The organism is Janthinobacterium sp. GW456P (genome assembly GCF_002127655.1).
GTDB lineage: Bacteria > Pseudomonadota > Gammaproteobacteria > Burkholderiales > Burkholderiaceae_D > Janthinobacterium.
Map to the genome: position 1 here is coordinate 19,209 of NZ_NEHB01000008.1, position 20,631 is coordinate 39,839.

Sequence of the window (20,631 nt, forward strand, 5' to 3'; positions counted from 1 at the left end):
CTCCATGCAACTACCCGCAAGCTTCGCCCACATCTCGCTAGAACAAGACTGGCAACACTCGACAGCATATCCGCCCCTCGGCTTTATCCCCTTCCACGAAGGCGCGCTGGGCAATGGCGATACCTTCGGCCTGTACTGGCCCATCGGCCGCGAAGCGTGCGAACCCATCGTCGTCGAGACGTGGCACGACGAATGGCGCATCCAGCCGCACTTTTCCAGCCTGGCGGCGTTCCTGCAAGCCTACACGGCAGCGGAAGACGAGTACGTCACCACGCCCTCGCTGGCCGACGACCCCGCCTCGCCGCGCGCCGCCTTCCTGGCCGCCAAGGAATTGATCGCGCAGCGCAACCCCGAAGCGGCCATCGCCCTGCTGGAAGCGGCGCTGGCCATCGTGCCCGAATATACGGATGCGCTGGTCTTGCTGCATGGCCAGTATGTGCGCGCGGGAAGAATCGACGATGCCGTCAAGCTGGCCATCCAGGCCATCATCTCTCCACCGTCGTTCGGCGGCCCGCCATTCAAGGCCTTGCAATGGTTGCGCACGCAGGCGGTGCCGGAGGGGGAACTGGACCCCATCTGGCGCGCCTGCGGGCAATTGTCATTCAACTTTGGCGGCAGCAAGGACAATGTGGATTACCCCGTGCTGCTGGCCGCCATCGACACCTATCTGGAACAAGGCAAGCATCTTTCCGCCTCGACCCTGATGCAGACATATGCCGAACTGATGAGCGCGGAAACCGTATCTTTTCAGGAACGCTACGAATTTGACCAGACTGCCTTCATCGCGCGGCAAATCGCCGTCAGCGCGAAGCTGCCCAACGGCAGCCGGGACCCGGCAATGCTATGGCTGCCCGATCTGGCCTGATTGCTGCCGGAACAGCTTGCGGTATGCCGACGGCGACGTCTGCAAGCTGGCCCGGAAATGCTGGCGCAGCGACAGGGCCGTGCCGAAGCCGGCCTCCTGCGCCACGACATCGATCGAGGCCGCGCTTTTTTCCAGCAAGCCTTGCGCATGCGCGAGGCGCTGGTTCAGCAGCCATTGCTTGAACGACGTGCCCGTGGCCTGGCGGAAGTGGCGCGTGAAATTGCGCCGGCTCATGGCGGCCCGCTCGGCCAGCGCGTCGATGCTGTGCGCCTGGCCCAGGCTGGCCGTCACGCAGGCGAGCACCTCGGCAAAGCGCCCTTCGCTGCCGGACACGGGCAGCGGGCGCTCGATGAACTGCGCCTGCCCGCCCTGGCGGTGCGGCGCCACCAGCAGCCGGCGCGCCACCCGGTTGGCCACCTCGGCACCCGCCAGCTGGCGCAGCAGGTGCAAGCAGCAATCGAGGCCGGCCGCCACGCCCGCCGACGTCAGCACGCCGCCATCGTCCACGTACAGCACCTCCCGCTCCACCCTGACCTTGGGATAGCGCTGCGCCAGCCGGTCCGCCATGCCCCAGTGCGTGGCGGCGCTCTTGCCATCCAACAAGCCCGCCTGCGCCAGCGGAAACGCACCCAGGCATAGCCCCACCATGCGCGCGCCGCGATCGCTGGCCGCCTGCAGCGCCGCGACCAGGGATGGCGCCGCATCGCGGCAATCGTCGTGCCAGGCCGGCATGATGACGATATCGGCGCCCTCCAGTCCTTCCAGGCCGAACTCGGGCGTGATGGCAAAGCCGGCCGCCGTGCGCAGGGGCGCGGGGTCGGCGGCGCAGACGCGCACGTGGAAAGGCGGCAGATCGGTCTCGTCCGTCTGGGCACCGAACACGAGGCAAGGCACGGACAGGTGAAACGGCGTCATGCCGTCGAAGGCGATCACGGCGATGGTCAAGGGGGCGGGAGCAGGATAGGCACGCATGGCCCGATTTTATCGCAGATAGGCCTTCGGGCCACTTTTTGTTTTCAACGCGCAGCTTGAAAATGGCTGCATCGGGGAAGTCCTTCCTCTTTCAACCATTCAGGAGTCACGCATGTCCAACACTACCGTACCGCGCCGCGCCCTGCTCGTCATCGACGTGCAAAATGAATACTTCACGGGCGACCTGCCCATCGAATATCCATCCGTCGACATTTCCCTGCCCAACATCGTCGCCGCCATGAACGGCGCCCGCGCCGCCGGCGTGCCCGTGATCGTCGTGCAGCACGATGCGCCGGAAGCTTCTCCCATCTTTGCAAAAGGCAGCGATGGCTGGCAGCTGCATCCGCAAGTAGCTGCGTTTGCCGCCGACCACCGCATCAACAAGGTCATGGGCAGCGCCTTTGCGGGCACGGACTTGCGCGCCTGGCTGGAGGGCCATGGCATCGATACCCTGAGCATCATCGGCTACATGACGCACAACTGCGACGCCGCCACCATCTACCACGCCGCGCACGACGGCTTGCAGGTCGAATTCCTGCAGGACGCCACCGGCACCCTGCCCTACGCGAATGCGGGCGGCACGGCCAGCGCCGAGGAAATCCACCGCGTGTTCAGCGCCGTGTTCCATTCGAATTTCGCCGCCGTCGCCAGCACGCAGGAATGGCTCGATGCCGTGCGCGAGGGCAAGCCGCTGGACAAGGACAATATCTATTTGTCGAATCAGCGCGCGCGCAAGGCGCAGGCGAACTGACGCAGGCGGGAATGGACGGGTATCATGCGTCCATTCCCTCTTTGATGATGAACGATGCGAAAAATAACTGTGCTGGGCTTGACGACTGCTGGTGTTTTCCTGCTGGCCACCGCCGCCCTGGTGCTGGCGGGACTCGACGACAAACTGGCGCCCGCCGACGTGATCGTCGTGCCAGGCAACACGATCCTGCCCGACGGCACGCCCAGCCCCCGCCTGCAGGCACGGCTCGACGCGGCGCTGACGCAATTCCAGGCACACAGGGCGCCGCGCATTCTCGTCAGCGGGGCGACGGGCAAGGAAGGTTTTGACGAGGCCGCAGCTATGGCGCGCTATTTGCAATCGCGCGGCGTGCCGGCCGGCGCCATCCTTGAGGATAATCAAGGCTGGACCACGGACGCCACGGCCCGTAACGCGGCCCTTCTCATGCGCGCACACGGCTGGCAGACAGCCATGGTCGCCACGCAGTATTTTCACGTGCCCCGCTTCCGGCTGGCGCTGGAGCGGGCCGGCATCGCCGTCAGCGGCCACGTGCACGCGCCGTATTTCGAGCTGCGCGACCTGTATTCCGTGCCGCGCGAAACCGTGGGCTATGCCGTGTATTTCATGCGCCATTGATCCCGGTTCTTACAACGTCTGACAAAACCGTAGCGAGCGGCAGTGATTTGTGGCTAAGAAGCGCAACCGTGCGTGGGCACGGTGAGCATCGCAGGCCGCAAAGCGCGACGCGCAGTAGGTTTGGCCAGATGTTCTTACTCGCTCCAGTCGCGCGAGCGCTCCACCGCGCGCTGCCACTTATGCAGGCGCGTCAGCCGTTCGTCGGCCGCCATCTTCGGTTCGAAACGGCGCCCGACCTGCCATTGGCCGGCGATTTCTTCCTGCGATGCCCAGAAACCCACGGCCAGGCCCGCCAGGTAGGCGGCGCCCAGGGCCGTCGTTTCCGTCACCACGGGGCGCACCACGGGCACATTCAAGATGTCGGCCTGGAACTGCATCAGCATGTCGTTGCGCGCCGCGCCGCCGTCCACGCGCAATTCCGATAGCGCGATGCCGGCGTCGTCCTGCATGGCCGACAGCACGTCGACGTTTTGATATGCCACGCCCTCCAGGGCCGCGCGCGCGATGTGCGCCTTGCCCGTGCCGCGCGTGATGCCGATCAGGGTGCCGCGCGCATACGGGTCCCAGTACGGCGCACCGAGGCCCGCGAACGCGGGCACGAAGACCAGGCCGCCCGAATCGGGCACGCTGCTGGCCAGCGCTTCCACTTCGGACGAGTCGCGGATGATGCCCAGCCCATCGCGCATCCACTGCACCGCCGCGCCCGCGATAAAGGCGCTGCCTTCGAGCAAATAATCGGTCTTGTCGCCGCCGGCGCCCAGGCTCCAGCCCACCGTCGTCAGCAGGCGGTTTTTCGATGGCAAGGGGCGCTTGCCCACGTTCATCAACATGAAGCAGCCCGTGCCGTAGGTATTCTTGGCCATGCCCGGCTGCAAACACGCCTGGCCGAACGTGGCCGCCTGCTGGTCGCCCGCGATGCCGGCGATCGGCACGGACACGCCCAGCAGGTCAAGGTGCGTGTGCGCGGCCACGCCGCTCGACGGCACGACATCGGGCAGCAGCGAGGCGGGAATGTCCAGCAGCGCCAGCAGATCCGTGTCCCATTGCAGGGTGTGGATATTGAACAGCATGGTGCGCGCCGCGTTGCTCGTGTCCGTCAAGTGGGCGCCGCTCATCTTGTAGATCAGCCAGCTGTCGACGGTGCCGAAGGCCAGCTCGCCCCGCTCGGCGCGCGCGCGGGCGCCGGGCACGTTGTCGAGCAGCCATTTGAGCTTGGTGGCGGAAAAATACGCATCCAGCACGAGACCCGTCTTTTGCTGGATCAGGTCCGCCTTGCCCTGCTCGACCAGCTGTTCGCAATAGGCGGCATTGCGGCGGTCTTGCCAGACGATGGCGTTGGCGACGGGCGCTCCCGTGGCGCGGTCCCACAGCACCGTCGTTTCGCGCTGGTTGGTCACGCCGATGGCGGCCACGTCGCTTGCCGCCACGCCGCTGTCGCGCAGCACCTGCTGCAGCACGCCCTCTTGCGAGGCCCAGATTTCGCCCGCGTCATGCTCGACCCAGCCCGGCTGGGGAAAAATCTGGCGAAATTCGCGCTGCGCGCTGGCATGCGGCCGGCCCGCATGGTCGAACAGGATGGCGCGCGAACTGGTGGTGCCCTGGTCTAAAGCAAGTATGTATTTGGTCATGGTCGCTACTACGGCTATACAGTAAAAAAAGGCACGGGCAAAGGCCCGTGCCCCGGGAAAAGCGGCGGCAGAAGTTTACACGACTACCTTACCTTGCCCTCTTTCCAAGCCTGCAATAATTTATCGTAGGCAATCGTTTCACCCTTCGGCTTTTCATTTGCCAGCTTTTTCCACGGAGCGTGCTGGTCCGACAGATACTGGTTCGGGTCGCCCTTGGGATTGAGCTTCGGCGCGCACGCCTTCATGCCGGCCCGCTGCAGGCGCGCCATGACCTGATCCATTTCTTCTGCCAGGTTATCCATGGCGGCTTGCGGCGTTTTTTCCGCCGTGATGGCCGTGGCCACGTTCTTCCACCACAGCTGCGCCAGCTTCGGATAGTCGGGCACGTTGTTGCCCGTCGGCGTCCACGCCACGCGGGCCGGGCTGCGGTAGAACTCGATCAAGCCGCCATACTCGTTCGCGTGCTTCGTAAAATAGTCGTGGCGGATGTCGGAATCGCGAATAAAAGTCAGGCCGACGATGGATTTCTTCAGCGAGACGGTTTTCGACGTGACGAATTGCGCGTACAGCCAGGCGGCGGCCTTGCGGTCGTCCGGCGTGGACTTGAACAGGAACCAGGAACCGACGTCCTGGTAGCCGTTCTGCATGCCCTCTTTCCAGTACGGGCCGTGCGGCGACGGCGCCATACGCCATTTCGGCGTGCCATCCTTGTTCACCACCGGCAAGCCCGGTTTCGTCATGCCGGCCGTAAACGCCGTGTACCAGAAGATTTGCTGGGCGATTTCGCCCTGCGCCGGTACGGGGCCCGATTCCGAGAAATTCATGCCGTTCGCCTGCGGCGGCGCGTATTTCTTCATCCAGTCGATATATTTCGTCAGCGCAAACACGGCCGCCGGCGAATTGGTGGCGCCGCCGCGCGACATCGAGGCGCCCACGGGCGTGCACTTGTCGGCCGCCACCTTGATGCCCCATTCATCGACGGGCATGCCGTTCGGGATGCCCTTGTCGGCCGCGCCAGCCATCGACAGCCACGCATCGGTAAAACGCCAGCCCAGGGATGGATCTTTCTTGCCGTAATCCATGTGGCCATAGACTTTCTTGCCATCCAGTTCCTTCACGTCATTCGTGAAGAAATCGGCGATGTCTTCATACGCGGACCAGTTTTGCGGCACGCCCAGCTCGTAGCCATACTTGGCCTTGAACTTGGCTTGCAAATCCTTGCGCGCGAACCAGTCGGCGCGGAACCAGTACAGGTTGGCGAACTGCTGGTCGGGCAGTTGGTACACCTTGCCGTCCGGCGCCGTGGTAAAGCTGATGCCGATGAAATCTTTCAGATCGAGACCGGGATTGGTAAACTCCTTGCCCTTGGCGGCCATGTAGTCGGACAGCGGTTCGACGGCGCCATAGCGGTAGTGGGTGCCGATCAGGTCGGAATCGGAAATCCAGCCGTCATAGATGCTCTTGCCCGACTGCATCGACGTTTGCAGCTTTTCCACCACGTCGCCTTCCTGGATGATGTCGTGGCGCACCTTGATGCCCGTGATTTCCTCGAAGGCCTTGGCCAGGGTCTTCGATTCGTAGACGTGGGTGTCGATGGTTTCCGAGACCACGGAAATTTCCTTGATGCCCTTGGCTTTCAGCTTGGCCGCCGCATCGATGAACCACTGCATTTCAGCAAGCTGTTGCTGCTTGCTCAGGCTGGATGGCTGGAATTCCTTGTCGATCCAGGTTTGCGCCTGCTTGGCGTCGGCCAGGGCCGCGTTCGACACGAGCATGGCCGCAGCCGCGAAGACCGTGAACTTCAATTTCATCGTGAATCTCCTTTTATAGTTTTTACCGGCCGCCTGCTGGCGGTACGGCATCCATCAACACCGGCAAGCCGGTCATCCCCAACGCATAACAATCAACAACAACACAAAACTGATGGCGGCGCCGATCGCCTGCTGCATTTCCGTAAAGCCCGCCCAGGCCAGGTTCACATAGGCGGCCGTGAGCAAGCCGATGAACAAACGGTCGCCGCGCGTCGTCGGCATCGGCAGGAAGCCCTTGCGTTCGATGCTGGGCGAGCGGATTTGCCACACCGTCATGCCGGCCAGCATCAGGCCGATGCAGATGAAGAACACGGCCACTTCCGGCGTCCACGCCATCCAGCCGAACAGGCTGGCTGTGCTATCTGTCGTATTTTCCATGTCACACCCTTCCCATCGCAAAACCCTTGGCAATGTAATGCCGTACGAACCAGATCACCAGCGCGCCGGGCACGATGGTCAGCACGCCGGCCGCCGCCAGCACGCCCCAGTCCATGCCGGCCGCCGAGACGGTGCGCGTCATGGTGGCGGCAATCGGCTTGGCATTGACGGAGGTCAGGGTGCGCGCCAACAGCAATTCCACCCAGCTGAACATGAAGCAGAAGAACGCCGTCACGCCCACGCCCGACTTGATCATCGGCAAGAAGATGCGGATGAAGAAGCGGGGGAAGCTGTAGCCGTCGATATATGCCGTCTCGTCGATTTCCTTGGGCACGCCGGACATGAAGCCTTCCAGGATCCACACGGCCAGCGGCACGTTGAAGACCATGTGCGCCAGCGCCACGGCCAGATGCGTATCCATCAGGCCCACCGTCGAATACAGCTGGAAGAAAGGCACGAGGAAGACGGCGGGCGGCGTCATGCGGTTGGTCAAGAGCCAGAAAAAAAGATGCTTGTCGCCGACAAAGTTATAGCGGGAAAAAGCATACGCGGCCGGCAAGGCGACCGTGACCGACATGACCATGTTCAGCGCCACGTAGATCATGGAATTGAGGTAGCCGCTATACCAGGAACGATCGGTAAAAATCGTGTGGTAGTTGGCAAACGTCAGCTGCTGCGGCCACAGGCTCAGCACGCCCACGATCTCCTCGTTGGTCTTGAGCGACATGTTGAGCATCCAGTAGATGGGCAGCAAGGAGCCCAGCAGAAAGATGATCAGGATGGTGCTGCTCATTTTCTTGTGCATCATTTCTGGTCTCCCGTGCCGACGCGCTGCATCCACGTGTACAGCACAAAGCAGAACAGCAGGATGATGAGGAAGTAAATCAATGAAAACGCCGAGGCCGGCCCCAGGTCGAACTGGCCCACGGCCTTTTGCGTCAGGTATTGCGACAAAAAGGTGGTGGCATTGCCCGGTCCGCCGCCCGTCAGCACGAAAGGTTCCGTGTAGATCATGAAACTGTCCATGAAGCGCAGCAGCACGGCGATCATCAGGACATTGCGCAGTTTCGGCAGCTGGATGTAGCGGAACACGGCCAGGCGCGAAGCGCCATCGATGCGTGCCGCCTGGTAATACGCGTCGGGAATGGCGCGCAAGCCCGCATAGCAAAGCAGCACGACCAGCGGCGTCCAGTGCCAGATATCCATCACCATCACCGTCAGCCAGGCGTCGAGCGAATTGCCGTTGTAATTGTAGTCAATACCCAGCTGGTTCAGGGTGTAGCCCATCAGGCCGATGTCGCCGCGGCCAAAGATTTGCCAGATGGTGCCCACCACGTTCCAGGGGATCAGCAAGGGCAGCGCGATCAGCACCAGCGCCAGCGACGCCTTCCAGCCATCGGCCGGCATGCACAGGGCGATCAATATGCCGAGCGGAATCTGGATCGCCAGCACGGAGCCGGAAAACAGCAGCTGGCGCAGCAAGGCGCTGTGCAGGTCGCCGTCGAGCATGACCATGCGGAACCATTCGGTGCCGACGAATACCTTTTGCGTGGGGCTCAGAATATCCTGCACGGAATAATTCACCACCGTCATCAAGGGCAGGATGGCGGAAAAGGCCACGCACAGCAGCACGGGCAAGATCAAGAGCCAGGCGCGGCGGTTGTTATCGGTTTTACCGTTATGTATCATCAGGCCACCCGTTTATCGTTGACATAGAAAAGGGTGCGTTGCGGAGGAAAATGCAACCGCACAGCATCACCGGCGACGGCATCGATGGCGCGCAGCTTGGCCGCCACCGTCGCGCCGCCCAGCTGGAATTCCGCCAGGTAATGCGTGCCCATATTGCGCACGGCCGTCACCGTGGCGTCCAGGCAATGGTCGCCCTGCGTCCCCGCCGGCAGGCATTCGACGAATTCCGGCCGCACGCCCACGGTGATTTTCCCTTGCGCGCCAGCCAGGGCCGCGCGTGCGGAAGCGGAGACGGCCAGCGCCTGCCCCGCCACGCGCACGCCGCCATCATCCAGGGTGCAGTCGAGCAAGTTCATGCCCGGGTTGCCGATGAAATAGCCGACAAACGTGTGTTCCGGTTCCTCGAACAGCGCTTGCGCGCTGCCCGTCTGCACCACTTCGCCCTGCGTCATGACGACCACCTGGTCGGCAAAGGTCAGCGCTTCCACCTGATCGTGCGTGACATAGATCAGGGATAATTTCAGTTCATGGTGGATTTCCTTCAACTTCCTGCGCAGCAACCATTTCAGATGCGGGTCGATCACCGTCAGCGGTTCATCGAACAGCACGGCCGCCACGTCGGGGCGCACGAGGCCCCGGCCCAGCGAAATCTTTTGCTTGGCATCCACGGACAAGCCGCTGGCGCGCAATTTCAGGTCGCCCGTCAATTCCAGCATCTGCGCCACCTGCTGCACGCGCTTTTTCACCTCGCTCTCTTTCCAGCCGCGATTACGCAGCGGAAACGCCAGGTTGTCGTGCACGGTCATGGTGTCGTAAATGACGGGAAACTGGAACACTTGCGCGATATTCCTCGCCTCGGTCGGCAGCTGCGTCACGTCCTTGCCGTCGAACAGCACCTTGCCATGCGACGGTTTCACGAGGCCGGAAATGATATTGAGCAAGGTCGTCTTGCCGCAGCCGGACGGCCCCAGCAAGGCGTAGGCGCCGCCGTCGTGCCACTCCATGCTCATGGGCCGCAGCGCATAGTCGGCCGGTGCTGTGGGATTCGGTTTGTAGGCATGGGCCAGATCGACCAGTTCGATGCGCGCCATGTCAGGCTCCCCCTGTCGAGGGTGCGAACAGCAGCGCGCCATCATCGCCAAAGATCAGCAAGGCGTGCGGCTGGCAATACACGGTGCAGGCGCTGCCGATCTCCAGGTTGTGCACGCCGCCCAGCTGTGCCACCAGGGCCAGCTCGCCGCGGCGCGCATGCACATAGGTTTCCGAGCCGCTGATTTCGGCCAGGTCCACCTGCGCCGCGATGGCCACGTCGCCCTCGGACTGGGGAGATAAATGCAGGCTGTGCGCGCGCACGCCGAGGATCACGTCGCGCCGCTCGCCGAGGCGGGCGCGCTGTGCGCCGCTCAGGTGTATCGACAGGCCATCCGCCGCCTGCGCCACGCCGGCAGCATCCACGCGGGCGGGAATCAGGTTGATCGGCGGATCGCTGAAGGTGCGCGCCACGGCTATGGAATTGGGGGCGTTGAAGACATCCAGGGTCGGCCCCTGCTGCAGCAGGCGTCCCTCGTGCAGCACGGCCACGTGGCCGCCCAGCTGCAGTGCTTCCAGCGGTTCCGTGGTGGCGTACACGACCGTCGTGCTGCCGCTGGAAAACAGTTCCGTCAATTCGCGGCGCAATTCCTCGCGCAGTTTGTAGTCGAGGTTGACCAGGGGCTCGTCGAGCAGCAGCAAGGACGCATCCTTGATCAGCGCGCGCCCCAGTGCCGTGCGCTGCTGCTGGCCGCCGGACAATTCTCCGGGCGTGCGCTGCAGATACGGCGTGATGTGCAGGCGCTCGGCCAGCGCCAGCACTTTCGTGCGGATCTGTTCCTCGGGCACCTTGCGCAAACGCAAGGGCGAAGCGATATTGTCGTAGACGGTGAAGGCCGGATAATTGATGAATTGCTGGTACACCATGGCCAGGTTGCGTTTGCTGACGGGCACGCCCGTCACGTCGACGCCGTCGGCCGTCACCGTGCCCGCGCTGGGCTTGTCCAGCCCCGCCATCACGCGCATCAGGGTCGTCTTGCCCGCACGCGTGGTGCCCAGCAAGACGTTGATGGCGCCCGGCACCAAGGCCAGCGACATCGGATATAAAAAGTCGTCAGCCCCCTGCTTCCTGCTGATCTTGTCCAGTACCAGTTGCACGCGCTTCTCCTCCAGTGATGGTTTCTTATTCTTCGCCGCACCCTCTGCGGGGCGCGGTCGCCAACGTGTGCTGCCTACGACGACAACGGGTGCTGCAACAGCCAGGCGTCGAGCGTGCCCGCCGTCTCGCGCGGCAGGTGCAGGCCCAGCTTGGAGCGCCGCCACAGGATGTCGGCCGCGCTGACGGCCCACTCATGGCGCCGCAGATAATCGACTTCCGCCGCGTACAGCCCGGCGGCGATTTCCTCGCCCATGGCCGCCACATCCGTCCGCCCGGCCAGCAGCATATGGATGCGCGTGCCGTAGGCGCGTGCATAGCGCGCCACCAGCGCCGCCGGCAGCCATGCGTATTCGCGCTGCAAGCCCTGCACGAACTGGCCAAACTCGCGCACGGACCGGTTCTGCGGCGTGCCGCCGAACACATCGCCGCCGGGCAGGCAGGCGCTGGCCGTCCAGGCCGGCCGCGCATTGCCCAGCAGGGGCGCCAGCAAATCCATCGCTTCCTCCGCCAGCTTGCGGAACGTGGTGATCTTGCCGCCGAAAATGCTCAGCAGCGGCGCGCCTTTCCGGTCCAGCTCGAAGCGGTAATCGCGCGTGACGGCCTTGGCGTCGGCCGCCGCGTCTTCCACCAGCGGGCGCACGCCCGCATACGTCCACACCACGTCGGCCGGATTGACGGGCTTGCTGAAATAGTAACTGGAAAGCTCGCACAAGTAACGAATTTCCTCGTCATCGATTTCCACCTTGCCGCTGTCGCCGTGGTAATCGAGATCGGTGGTGCCGATCAGGGTGAAATCTGTCTCATACGGAATCGCAAACACGATGCGCCCGTCCGGATGCTGGAAGATGTAGGCATGATCATGCTCGAACAATCGCTTGACGACGATATGGCTGCCCTTGATCAGGCGCAAATGCCGGCCCTGCCCGCCCGGCGCCGCCTGCTGCAGGAATTCGGCCGTCCACGGTCCGGCCGCGTTGACGACGCTGCGCGCGCGCACCAGCGTCTGCCGGCCGCTGGCGTGCTGCAGGGTGGCCAGCCAGGAAGCGTCCGCCCCCGCTCCATCTTGCCGCAGGGCCGTGCAGCGCGTCCGCGTCAGGATGGCCGCGCCCTTGTCCCCCGCGTCGATGGCGTTCAGCACCACCAGGCGCGCATCGTCGACCCAGCCGTCGGAATACACGAAGCCGCGCTTGAACTGGGGTTGCAACGGTGTGCCTGCCGCGTGACGGGTCAGAGCGATGCCGCTGGAAGCGGGCAGGATTTCGCGCTTCGCCAGCATGTCGTACAGAAACAGGCCGGCGCGTATCAGCCAGGCCGGGCGCTGGCCCTGGGCATGCGGCATGACGAAGCGCAGCGGCCACATGATGTGCGGCGCCGAGCGCAGCAGCACTTCGCGCTCGATCAGCGCCTTGCGCACGAGGCCGAATTCATAGTATTCGAGGTAGCGCAAGCCGCCGTGTATCAGCTTGGTGGAGGCCGACGAGGTGTGGGCGGCGAGGTCGTCCTTTTCGCACAGCACCACGGACAAGCCCCGCCCTGCCGCGTCGCGCGCGATGCCGGCGCCATTGATGCCGCCGCCCACCACGAGAACGTCGCATGCCAGCGTGTCTGTTGCCGCTGCTTCCACACCTTGCCGTGCTGCCGCCATCGGGACTCCGTGTCTGTCGGGGGAACGGCCGGCGAGGAAAGACTAGGCATCGCCGGCGACTGTCGTTAAGATCAATACAGCTGTAATTCGAATGCAATATGGATAAGATACGCCAGATTGCGAATCGATAGCAACATATTTTTATCACTATTTGTTCGTTTTTGTTCGTTTGTGATTTCTAAAGAGACAAGCCCATGATTTTGAATCCCCGCCAGCGCCGCCTGCTCGAAGTGGTGCGCCAGAAGGTCACCATGTCCGTCGAGGAGCTGGCGCAGCAGCTGGACGTGACGCCGCAAACCGTGCGCCGCGACGTCAAGCAGATGGAAGAAGCGCGCCTGCTGGCCCGCTACCACGGCGGGGTCGGCTTGCCCTCGTCCGTGGAAAACATCGATTACAGCCAGCGGCAAGTGTTCAACAGCGATGCCAAGCGGCGCATCGCCGCCGCCGTCGCCACACAAGTGCCGCACGGCTGTTCGCTGCTGATCAATATCGGCACGACCACCGAGGAAGTGGCGCGCGCGCTGGGCCGCCACACGGGCTTGCACGTGGTAACGAACAACCTGAACGTGGCCGCCATCCTGGCCGACAACGCGGCCTGCGAAGTCATCGTGGCCGGCGGCGTGGTGCGCGGGCGCGACCGCGGCATCGTCGGCGAGGCCACCATCGACTTCATCCGCCAGTTCAAGGTCGATATCGGCATCATCGGCATTTCCAGCATCGACGAAGACGGCAGCCTGCGCGACTTCGACGCGCGCGAAGTGAAAGTGGCGCAAGCGATCATCGAGCAGTCGCGCGAAGTATGGCTGGTGGCCGACCAGCATAAGTTCGGCCGCAAGGCGCTGGTGCGCCTGGCCGACCTGGCACAAGTCGACATCCTGTTTACGGACGCGCCGCCGCCGCCCCGCTTTGCGGAGGTATTGCGCGAAGCGGGCGTGAAGGTGGTGCTGGCCTGAGCGGGCCGCATTGCTGCAGGAAAGCCTCGTGCTGTCGCGCGGGCAATACGTCTTGTGTGGGCAAGCATACAGAATGATATGAAATATTTATCAATTCGGCAAAAATGCTGTTACCATTGATGCAACATGAGTTATTTTTTTAATCTTCCTCTCTCGCAATACGATTATTTGCTTGATATTGCTTTTTTTATGTATTCAGAGCAAGAAAAAAGGAAAAACTCTTTGCCGCTGAGTGATTTCCTGTGAAAACAGTGTTAGAAATACCTCAAGCATGACGATAGTTCCCCAACAAACCACTCGACAGCAAGCGTGAAGGCCCTAACCATGCCCGCAACGCCGCCCAGTGAAGGAAGAGAAATGAGCCATAATTTTGAATCGGCCGCCACGCAAGCCGCCCATCCCAACAGCGTTCCCGTCAGCGAACTGGAAGCCCATCTCGGTTACTGGCTGCGTTTCGTTTCCAACCATGTGTCCCACAGCTTCCAGAAGAAAGCCGAAGCCAATGGCGTGACGGTGTCCGAATGGGTGGTGCTGCGCGAAATGTTCCGCCTGGGCTGCACCTCGCCCACGGTGCTGGCGCAAGTGTCCGGCATGAGCAAGGGGGCCGTGTCGAAACTGATCGACCGCCTGGAAAGCAAGGGCATGGTCAGCAAATCCATCCTGCTGGCCGACCGCCGCCAGCATTCGATCGAACTGACCACGGAAGGCGAGGCGCTGGTGCCCGTGCTGGCCGAGATGGCCGATCAGAACGACGAGGAATTCTTCGGCAAGCTGCCGCGCCAGCTGCGCGACGACCTGCTCGAGGCGATGAAGGAAGTGGCGCGCACGCATCAGCTCAAGAGCGTCCCGCTGAACTAAACTGCTCCCGGCAAGGGAGACACGGTGGCGCGGACGCTTCGGCTATGATGCTGGCCTGACTGTTTACCAGGAATATGCATGGCCCTGCACATCGAAACTCCCTTGCTCAACTCGCGCGCCTTGAGCCTGCATAGCGAGCGCGCCATCTGGCTCAAGCTCGAAGCCTTGCAGCCGCCCGGCTCCTTCAAAATCCGGGGCATCGGCCTGGCCTGTGAAGAATACGCGCGGCGCGGCGCCAGCCGCTTCATTTCCTCTTCCGGCGGCAATGCCGGCATCGCCGTCGCCTATGCGGGACGCCAGCTCGGCATTCCCGTCATCGTCGTCGTGCCGGAAACGACCAGCGAACGGGCCAAGGCCCTGATCGCCCAGGAAGGCGCCGAAGTCATCGTGCACGGCGCCGCCTGGCAAGAAGCGAACGCGCTGGCGCAATCGATGCTCACGCCGCAAGACGCCTTTCTGCACCCCTTCGACGACCCGCTGCTGTGGCAGGGCCATGCCGGCATGATCGATGAAGTGGCCCGCGCCGGCCTGAAACCGGACGCGGTGGTGCTGTCGGTGGGCGGCGGCGGCCTGCTGGCCGGCGTGGCCGAAGGCTTGCAGCGCAACGGCTGGAATGACGTGGCCATCGTGGCCGTGGAAACGCAAGGCGCCGCCTCGCTGGCGGCGGCCGTGTCCGCGCGCGAACACGTGGCCCTGCCGGCCGTCAGCAGCATCGCCACCTCGCTGGCCGCGCGCCAAGTGTGCTCCCAGGCATACGCCATCAGCCAGACGCGCCTGCTGCACAGCGTGGTGGTGTCGGACCGCGCCGCCGTCGACGCCTGCCAGCGTTTTATCACCGACCAGCGCCTGGTGGTGGAGCCGGCCTGCGGCGCGGCGCTGGCGGCCGTCTACGGCAAGGCGCCGGCACTGGCGCCCTACCGCAACGTGCTCGTCATCGTCTGCGGCGGCGTGACGGCCACCACGCAGCAGCTCGACCACTGGAGCGCCACCCTGTAACAGCTACGACGCCGCCTCGCGCAGCGCCACGCCATCGCGGCCCTGCCCCTTGGCGGCGTACAGGGCCTGGTCGGCCAGATCGAGCAACTGCGCCGGCGTCAGCGCGCCTTCGCGAAAGATGGCCATGCCGACGCTGGTCGTCACCGGCAGCGGGCCGCCGGCCAGCGCAAACGGCTGGCGGATGGCCTCGACGATCTTGGCGCCGACCTGGCGCACTTCGGCCGCGCCGTTCACCCCTTCGAGAATGATCACGAATTCGTCGCCGGCCAGGCGCGCCACCAGGTCGCTGGCGCGCACGCTGCGCACCAGGCGCGCGGCGAACTCCTTGAGCACCTCGTCCCCCGCCTTGTGCCCCAGGCTGTCGTTGATGGCCTTGAAACGGTCGATGTCGAGATAGGCCAGCGCCATCGGCGCGCGCGCGGCCCGCGTGCGCTGCATGCTTTGCGCCAGCTGCTCGTCGAAACGGCGCCGGTTGGCGATGCCCGTCAGGGTGTCGGTGGCGGCGGCAAACTGCAGCGCCGTGTGCATCGCCTTGGTCTTGGTGATTTCGTGAATCAAGCCATACACGCCTTCCACCGCGCCGCTCTCGCCCACATCGGGCACGTAGCTGGTATGGAAGGCGCGCTGGCCAGCATCTCCGTCACCGCCAATGGTGAACTCATACTCAACCTCCTCGCCCGAGAAGGCGCGCAGCAGGTGCTGCTCGCGCAGCTGGTAGGCCTGCTCGCCCAGCACCTCGCGCATGGAATGCATCAGGCTCTCCTTGGCCGAGACGCCGAACCATTTTTCAAACGTCGCATTGATGAACTGGTAGCGGTGCTCGCGGTCGATGTAAACGATCACCACGGGAACGTGGTCCGTCAGCAGCTTCAAACGCCGCTCGCTGTCGCGCGTCTGCGCCACGGCGATTTCGCGCTCGGCCATCAGCGAGTAAAAATCGCGGCTCAAGTCGCCGATCTCGTCGCGCCGCTCGATCTGGAGCGCCTCGATGCCCAGGCGCTGGCGGCGGATTTCATGCACATGATGGCGCAGCCGCGCCAAAGGCAGCAGCAGGCGCAGCACCACGCGCCAGCCGGCCAGCCCCGCCAGCGCCGCCAGCAGCACGGCGGCCAGCAATATCTTGCTGCGGATGGCGTGCAGCGGCGCGAACGCGTCGCGCATGGGATACACGGACGCCAGTATCCAGCCCGTCGACGCGATGCGGTGGTAGGCAAACAGGGCATCGACGCCCTGCGTGGTGGTACCCGACAGCCAGCCCTCGAAACCCTGCAAGGCGCGCCGCGTGGGCACGCTGATGGGGCCATGCGCCTCGATATGCTGCATGATGCGCGACTTGTCGGGATGCTCGACGATGACGCCTTCGCCGGTCATGATGTACAGGTAGCCGCCCGTGCCCGGCTTGAGCGCGCCCAGGCGGCCCAGGAAATCGGGCTGGCGCAGGTTGACGCTGGCCGCCAGCACATAACGCACGGCGCCCTGCGCGTCGAACACGGGCTGCGTCACCACGACGATGGGCATGCCGGAAATGCTGCCGTTGAGGGGTGCGGAAATCACCGAGCGCCGGGTCGCCAGCGTCTGTTCAAAGTAAGGGCGGCCCTTCACGTTCAGCCCCGCCTGCGGCTTGAAGGGACTCACGCTGGCCAGCACGGCGCCGTCGATACCGACCACGCCGGCCGAATAAAATTCCTTGCGCAGCACCGTTTGCGCAGCCAGGTAACGCTGCAGGCTGGCGCCGTCGTGCGCGGCGCCGGCCGGCAGGCTGTCGGCGATGGCGCGCAGCACCTTGCGCTTCGCGTCGAGTTCCTCATCGATGAAGACGGCGGCGCTGGACAGCGAGACGTACTGCTGCCGGCCCGTCACGTCGCGCATGCCGCGCTCGGCCACGGACAGGGTGGCCAGCGCCAGCGAGGCCACGGCAGCGAGCACGAGCAGGAAGACGACCACGCTCATGCGCGCCTTGAGGCTGGCCGGCAGGCGCCGGCGCAATCGTTTGCGCCAGGTCGTCACGGCCGCTGCCGCAGGTACCGGCAAATGCGCTCGACCGACTCGTCCAGCGCCAGCGCCTGGGTATCGAGCGTCAGGGCGGCGGCCAGCGGCGCTTCATACGGCGCGGAAATGCCTGTGAATTGCGCCAGCTGCCCTGCCCGCGCCTTTTCATACAGGCCCTTGGGATCGCGCGCCTCGCACACGGCGAGCGGCGTGCTGACGTGGACTTCAATGAAATGCGCCGCGCCGATGATGGCGGCGGCCATGGCCCGGTCCGCGCGGTAGGGAGAAATGAAGGCGGCGATGACGGTCAAGCCCGCTTCGTTCATCAGGCGCGCCACTTCAGCGACGCGGCGGATGTTTTCATGCCGGTCTTGGGGCGTAAAACCCAGGTCGCGGTTCAAGCCATGGCGCAACTGGTCGCCATCGAGCACCGCCACGGGGCGGCCCTGGGCCTTGAGCTGGCGCGCCAGCGCATCGGCGACGGTGGTCTTGCCGGCGCCGCTCAAGCCCGTCAGCCAGACCGTAGGATGTTGTGCTGCTGTCATCACACTGCCTCTCTCTTATAGAGCAGGCAATATAACAAAGCCGTGGCGGAAAGGACAGATTTTCAGGCCGCGCTGCGCGCCTCAAGCAGCAACTGTCGTATCTCGGGCACGCAGGAGCCGCAATTGCCGCCCGCCTTGAGGCAGGCCGTCACCTGCGCCGCCGTCGTCAGCTTCTGCTCCACGATGGCGGCGCAGATGGTGTTGCGCCCCACGCCAAAGCACGAGCACACCATGGGACCGGCATCCGCGCCCTGGCCGATGGGCTGACCCAGCAGCACGCCGGCGCGATCAAGCGCCTCCATTTGCGCATGCGCAAACAGGCTGGCCAGCCAGCTGCGCGACGGCAGGTCGGGACGGGGCGAGACATACACGCATTGCACGATGCGCCCCTCGTCCAGGTGCACGGCGCGGTACACGCCGGCGCTGGCATCCGCGTAATCGAGCCAGTCGGCGTTGTCGTCCGTGACGCCGAGCAGCGCGCGCGCCCAGGCGCCGAGATCCTCGATGCGCTGGCGGCCCGCCAGTTCGTAGCGCAGGAATTGCTCGCCCTGCACGCGCGTCCAGTGCGCCACGCCGTCCAGGTGGAGCGGCGTGCGGCTCAGGACAAACGCATGCCAGTGCACGCGGAATTGTTCGATGCGCACAGGCGTGTGCTTGAATTCCGGCTCGCCCGAGACGGGGTCGACGACCGGATTGACGACGGCGCCCACGCGCGCGTCGGAGGCATTCGCGTCGCTCCAGTGGATGGGCACGAAGACCTGGCCGCGCGCGATGCCGCCGCCATGCACGACGCGCGCCACCATCGCGCCCCAGGCGCTGGAAATGCGCGCCAGCTCGCCCTCGCGCACGCTGTACAGCAGCGCGTCCTGCGGGTGGATGTCGATGAACGCTTCGGCGACGTGGCCCGACAGTTTCGCCGCCTTGCCCGTGCGCGTCATCGTGTGCCACTGGTCGCGCACCCGGCCCGTGTTCAGGATCAGCGGATAGTCTTCGTCGGGCATGTTGCGCGGCGCGCGCGGCGCCGTCGGCACGAAGCGCGCGCGCCCGTCCGCATGGGCGAAACGGCCGTCGCCGAACAAACGCGCCTGGCCCTGCGGCCACTGCTGCGGCACCAGGGCGTCGTACTGCGCCGCGTCCAGGTTGTCCAGGCCCGTCAGATTGAACAGCCGCGCCGTTTCCGCCCCGTTGCGGAAGATCGACAGCCGCGCGTGTTCGGCAAAAATGGCCTGCGGCGCCGCGAAATCGAAGCCGGCATAACCCATGCGCCGCGCCACATCGCACAGCACGTCCCAGTCGGCGCGCGCCTCGCCCGGTGCCGGCAAAAAAGCGCGCTGGCGCGAGATGCGCCGCTCCGAGTTCGTCACCGTACCGTCCTTCTCGCCCCAGCCCAGGGCCGGCAGCAGCACGTCGGCATGGACATTCGTATCCGATTGCGCGCTGATGTCCGACACCACCACCAGCTCGCATCTGGCCAGCGCTCGGCGCACCTGGTCGGCGTCCGGCATGCTGACCAGAGGATTGGTGGCGATGATCCACACGGCTTTGACTTTACCCGCCTCGATCGCCTGGAACAGGTCCACCGCCTTCAAGCCCGGTTTGGCGGCGATGCGGGGAGAGTCCCAGAAGGTTTGCACGGTGTCGCGGTGCAGCGGATTGTCCAGCTCCAGGTGCGCCGCCAGCATATTGGCCAGGCCGCCCACTTCGCGCCCGCCCATGGCGTTCGGCTGGCCCGTCAACGAAAACGGCCCCATGCCGGGCTGGCCGATGCGCCCCGTCGCCAGATGGCAGTTGATGATGCTGTTGACCTTGTCCGTGCCGGAGGACGACTGGTTCACGCCCTGCGAAAAGGCCGTGACGACCTGGCGCGTGGCGGCAAACGCCTGGTAAAACGCCAGCAAGGCTTGCGGATCGACCTTGCAGATCTTCGCCACCTGCAAGGGGTCGCCGCAGTCCGCGTGCGCGGCCGCCAGCGCCGCGTCGAGGCCGCGGCTGTGATGCGTGACAAAGGCGTCGTCGATCACGCCCTCCTTCGCCAGATAGCACAGCAAGCCGTTGAACAGCCACACGTCGGTACCCGGTTTCACGGGCAAATGCAGGTCGGCCAGCTCGCAGGTGGCCGTGCGGCGCGGGTCGATCACCACCAGCTTCATCTGCGGCCGTGTTTCGCGGAGGCGGGCGATGCGCTGGAACAGGATGGGGTGGCACCAGGCCGTGTTCGAGCCCACCAGCACGACCATGTCGGCCAGCTCCAGGTCTTCATAACAGCCGGGCACGATGTCTTCGCCGAACGCGCGCTTGTGGCCGGCGACGGCCGAAGACATGCACAGGCGCGAATTGGTGTCGATGTTCGCGCTGCCCACGTAGCCCTTCATGAATTTGTTGGCGATGTAATAGTCTTCCGTCAGCAGCTGGCCCGAGACGTACAGGGCGACGGCGTCGGGCCCGTGCTCGGCTATGATGGCGCGCAGGCCGCCGGCCACCTGGTCCAGCGCGGTATCCCAGGAAGCGCGCCGCAGCGCGCCATCGGTGCGCACCTGCGGGTAGAGCAGGCGCTGGTCAAGGTCCAAGGTGTCGCCCAGGGCCGAACCTTTCACGCACAGGCGGCCCAGGTTGGCCGGGTGCGTTGCATCGCCGGCGATGCGGATGGCGCCGTCGGGCAGGCGTGTCGCTTCCACGCCGCAGCCGACGCCGCAGTAGGGGCAAGTGGTTTTCACTGACGTGCAGCTGGTCATGGGCGTATCCTGTTGG

The 20,631-nt window shown here is 64.6% G+C and carries 18 protein-coding genes; 6 read left to right on the plus strand and 12 right to left on the minus strand.

Annotated elements, in window-relative coordinates:
• The first annotated feature begins 4 nt into the window (after positions 1-4).
• On the plus strand, positions 5-865 hold the full coding sequence (locus CBW66_RS09420; RefSeq protein WP_086136527.1) for a tetratricopeptide repeat protein: 861 nt from the start codon (positions 5-7) through the stop codon (positions 863-865).
• Here the strand turns inward: CBW66_RS09420 and CBW66_RS09425 are convergent.
• Complete coding sequence (locus CBW66_RS09425) at positions 842-1,837, minus strand: GlxA family transcriptional regulator (protein ID WP_170932914.1); 996 nt, start codon at positions 1,835-1,837, stop codon at positions 842-844. The two genes, CBW66_RS09420 and CBW66_RS09425, sit on opposite strands and share 24 nt — an antisense overlap.
• Before the next feature lie 112 nt (positions 1,838-1,949).
• Between CBW66_RS09425 and CBW66_RS09430 the strand changes: the two genes are divergently transcribed.
• Together CBW66_RS09430 and CBW66_RS09435 are read left to right on the plus strand one after the other, a co-directional pair.
• Positions 1,950-2,588, plus strand: a complete 639-nt coding sequence (locus CBW66_RS09430; protein ID WP_086136525.1) for a cysteine hydrolase family protein — start codon at positions 1,950-1,952, stop codon at positions 2,586-2,588.
• 54 nt (positions 2,589-2,642) lie between these two features.
• Positions 2,643-3,203 carry a YdcF family protein gene (locus CBW66_RS09435; protein WP_230491955.1) on the plus strand — a complete coding sequence of 187 codons (561 nt, stop codon included), beginning with the start codon at positions 2,643-2,645 and terminating at the stop codon, positions 3,201-3,203.
• 134 nt (positions 3,204-3,337) lie between these two features.
• On the opposite strand, the gene glpK is transcribed toward CBW66_RS09435, so the two are convergent.
• The 8 genes from glpK to glpD form a co-directional block, all read right to left on the minus strand.
• Positions 3,338-4,831 (minus strand): glycerol kinase GlpK, encoded by a 1,494-nt coding sequence (glpK, locus tag CBW66_RS09440; RefSeq protein ID WP_086136524.1) that lies wholly within the window; start codon positions 4,829-4,831, stop codon positions 3,338-3,340.
• 83 nt (positions 4,832-4,914) lie between these two features.
• Complete coding sequence (locus CBW66_RS09445) at positions 4,915-6,642, minus strand: ABC transporter substrate-binding protein (RefSeq protein ID WP_086136523.1); 1,728 nt, start codon at positions 6,640-6,642, stop codon at positions 4,915-4,917.
• Positions 6,643-6,714: 72 nt separating this feature from the next.
• A complete protein-coding gene (locus tag CBW66_RS09450) occupies positions 6,715-7,020 on the minus strand; it encodes a DUF2160 domain-containing protein (protein WP_230491956.1) in 306 nt (101 codons plus the stop codon).
• Between the two features lies 1 nt (position 7,021).
• Positions 7,022-7,825, minus strand: coding sequence for a carbohydrate ABC transporter permease (locus tag CBW66_RS09455; RefSeq protein WP_170932917.1), 804 nt, complete (start codon positions 7,823-7,825; stop codon positions 7,022-7,024).
• Positions 7,825-8,709: a carbohydrate ABC transporter permease gene (locus tag CBW66_RS09460; protein ID WP_086136521.1), complete on the minus strand. Its 885-nt coding sequence runs from the start codon at positions 8,707-8,709 to the stop codon at positions 7,825-7,827. The genes CBW66_RS09455 and CBW66_RS09460 overlap by 1 nt, the downstream gene beginning before the upstream one ends.
• On the minus strand, positions 8,709-9,800 hold the full coding sequence (locus CBW66_RS09465) for an ABC transporter ATP-binding protein (RefSeq protein ID WP_086136520.1): 1,092 nt from the start codon (positions 9,798-9,800) through the stop codon (positions 8,709-8,711). The genes CBW66_RS09460 and CBW66_RS09465 overlap by 1 nt, the downstream gene beginning before the upstream one ends.
• A 1-nt stretch (position 9,801) precedes the next feature.
• Positions 9,802-10,896 (minus strand): ABC transporter ATP-binding protein, encoded by a 1,095-nt coding sequence (locus tag CBW66_RS09470; RefSeq protein WP_086136519.1) that lies wholly within the window; start codon positions 10,894-10,896, stop codon positions 9,802-9,804.
• A 74-nt stretch (positions 10,897-10,970) separates the two neighbouring features.
• Positions 10,971-12,542, minus strand: a complete 1,572-nt coding sequence (gene glpD / locus CBW66_RS09475) for a glycerol-3-phosphate dehydrogenase (protein ID WP_086136518.1) — start codon at positions 12,540-12,542, stop codon at positions 10,971-10,973.
• A gap of 194 nt (positions 12,543-12,736) precedes the next feature.
• Here glpD and CBW66_RS09480 point away from each other — a divergent pair, with 194 nt between their 5' ends.
• The 3 genes from CBW66_RS09480 to CBW66_RS09490 all read left to right on the plus strand — a co-directional run bounded on the left by CBW66_RS09480 (position 12,737) and on the right by CBW66_RS09490 (position 15,349).
• The gene (locus tag CBW66_RS09480; protein ID WP_170932915.1) at positions 12,737-13,495 is read left to right on the plus strand and encodes a DeoR/GlpR family DNA-binding transcription regulator; all 759 of its coding nucleotides are present in this window, start codon (positions 12,737-12,739) and stop codon (positions 13,493-13,495) included.
• A 357-nt stretch (positions 13,496-13,852) separates the two neighbouring features.
• Positions 13,853-14,353 carry a MarR family winged helix-turn-helix transcriptional regulator gene (locus CBW66_RS09485; RefSeq protein WP_086136517.1) on the plus strand — a complete coding sequence of 167 codons (501 nt, stop codon included), beginning with the start codon at positions 13,853-13,855 and terminating at the stop codon, positions 14,351-14,353.
• 78 nt (positions 14,354-14,431) lie between these two features.
• Complete coding sequence (locus CBW66_RS09490) at positions 14,432-15,349, plus strand: pyridoxal-phosphate dependent enzyme (protein ID WP_086136516.1); 918 nt, start codon at positions 14,432-14,434, stop codon at positions 15,347-15,349.
• Positions 15,350-15,352: 3 nt separating this feature from the next.
• Here CBW66_RS09490 and CBW66_RS09495 read toward each other — a convergent pair whose 3' ends face one another.
• The 3 genes from CBW66_RS09495 to CBW66_RS09505 form a co-directional block, all read right to left on the minus strand.
• Entirely contained in the window at positions 15,353-17,356 is a 2,004-nt protein-coding gene (locus CBW66_RS09495; RefSeq protein WP_139841538.1) for a diguanylate cyclase, read from the minus strand.
• Positions 17,353-17,883 (minus strand): adenylyl-sulfate kinase, encoded by a 531-nt coding sequence (gene cysC, locus CBW66_RS09500; RefSeq protein ID WP_086136514.1) that lies wholly within the window; start codon positions 17,881-17,883, stop codon positions 17,353-17,355. The genes CBW66_RS09495 and cysC overlap by 4 nt, the downstream gene beginning before the upstream one ends.
• Positions 17,884-17,945: 62 nt before the next feature.
• Positions 17,946-20,615, minus strand: coding sequence for a nitrate reductase (locus CBW66_RS09505; RefSeq protein ID WP_086136513.1), 2,670 nt, complete (start codon positions 20,613-20,615; stop codon positions 17,946-17,948).
• Between the last annotated feature and the right edge of the window lie 16 nt (positions 20,616-20,631).

Excerpts from the sequence above, each read along its gene's own strand:
- CBW66_RS09420 (WP_086136527.1), top strand. The coding sequence starts at position 5 with ATGCAACTACCCGCAAGCTTCGCCCACATCTCGCTAGAACAAGACTGG.
- CBW66_RS09425 (WP_170932914.1), bottom strand. The coding sequence starts at position 1,837 with ATGCGTGCCTATCCTGCTCCCGCCCCCTTGACCATCGCCGTGATCGCC.
- CBW66_RS09430 (WP_086136525.1), top strand. The coding sequence starts at position 1,950 with ATGTCCAACACTACCGTACCGCGCCGCGCCCTGCTCGTCATCGACGTG.
- CBW66_RS09435 (WP_230491955.1), top strand. The coding sequence starts at position 2,643 with ATGCGAAAAATAACTGTGCTGGGCTTGACGACTGCTGGTGTTTTCCTG.
- glpK (WP_086136524.1), bottom strand. The coding sequence starts at position 4,831 with ATGACCAAATACATACTTGCTTTAGACCAGGGCACCACCAGTTCGCGC.
- CBW66_RS09445 (WP_086136523.1), bottom strand. The coding sequence starts at position 6,642 with ATGAAATTGAAGTTCACGGTCTTCGCGGCTGCGGCCATGCTCGTGTCG.
- CBW66_RS09450 (WP_230491956.1), bottom strand. The coding sequence starts at position 7,020 with ATGGAAAATACGACAGATAGCACAGCCAGCCTGTTCGGCTGGATGGCG.
- CBW66_RS09455 (WP_170932917.1), bottom strand. The coding sequence starts at position 7,825 with ATGCACAAGAAAATGAGCAGCACCATCCTGATCATCTTTCTGCTGGGC.
- CBW66_RS09460 (WP_086136521.1), bottom strand. The coding sequence starts at position 8,709 with ATGATACATAACGGTAAAACCGATAACAACCGCCGCGCCTGGCTCTTG.
- CBW66_RS09465 (WP_086136520.1), bottom strand. The coding sequence starts at position 9,800 with ATGGCGCGCATCGAACTGGTCGATCTGGCCCATGCCTACAAACCGAAT.
- glpD (WP_086136518.1), bottom strand. The coding sequence starts at position 12,542 with ATGGCGGCAGCACGGCAAGGTGTGGAAGCAGCGGCAACAGACACGCTG.
- CBW66_RS09480 (WP_170932915.1), top strand. The coding sequence starts at position 12,737 with ATGATTTTGAATCCCCGCCAGCGCCGCCTGCTCGAAGTGGTGCGCCAG.
- CBW66_RS09485 (WP_086136517.1), top strand. The coding sequence starts at position 13,853 with ATGAGCCATAATTTTGAATCGGCCGCCACGCAAGCCGCCCATCCCAAC.
- CBW66_RS09490 (WP_086136516.1), top strand. The coding sequence starts at position 14,432 with ATGGCCCTGCACATCGAAACTCCCTTGCTCAACTCGCGCGCCTTGAGC.
- cysC (WP_086136514.1), bottom strand. The coding sequence starts at position 17,883 with ATGACAGCAGCACAACATCCTACGGTCTGGCTGACGGGCTTGAGCGGC.
- CBW66_RS09505 (WP_086136513.1), bottom strand. The coding sequence starts at position 20,615 with ATGACCAGCTGCACGTCAGTGAAAACCACTTGCCCCTACTGCGGCGTC.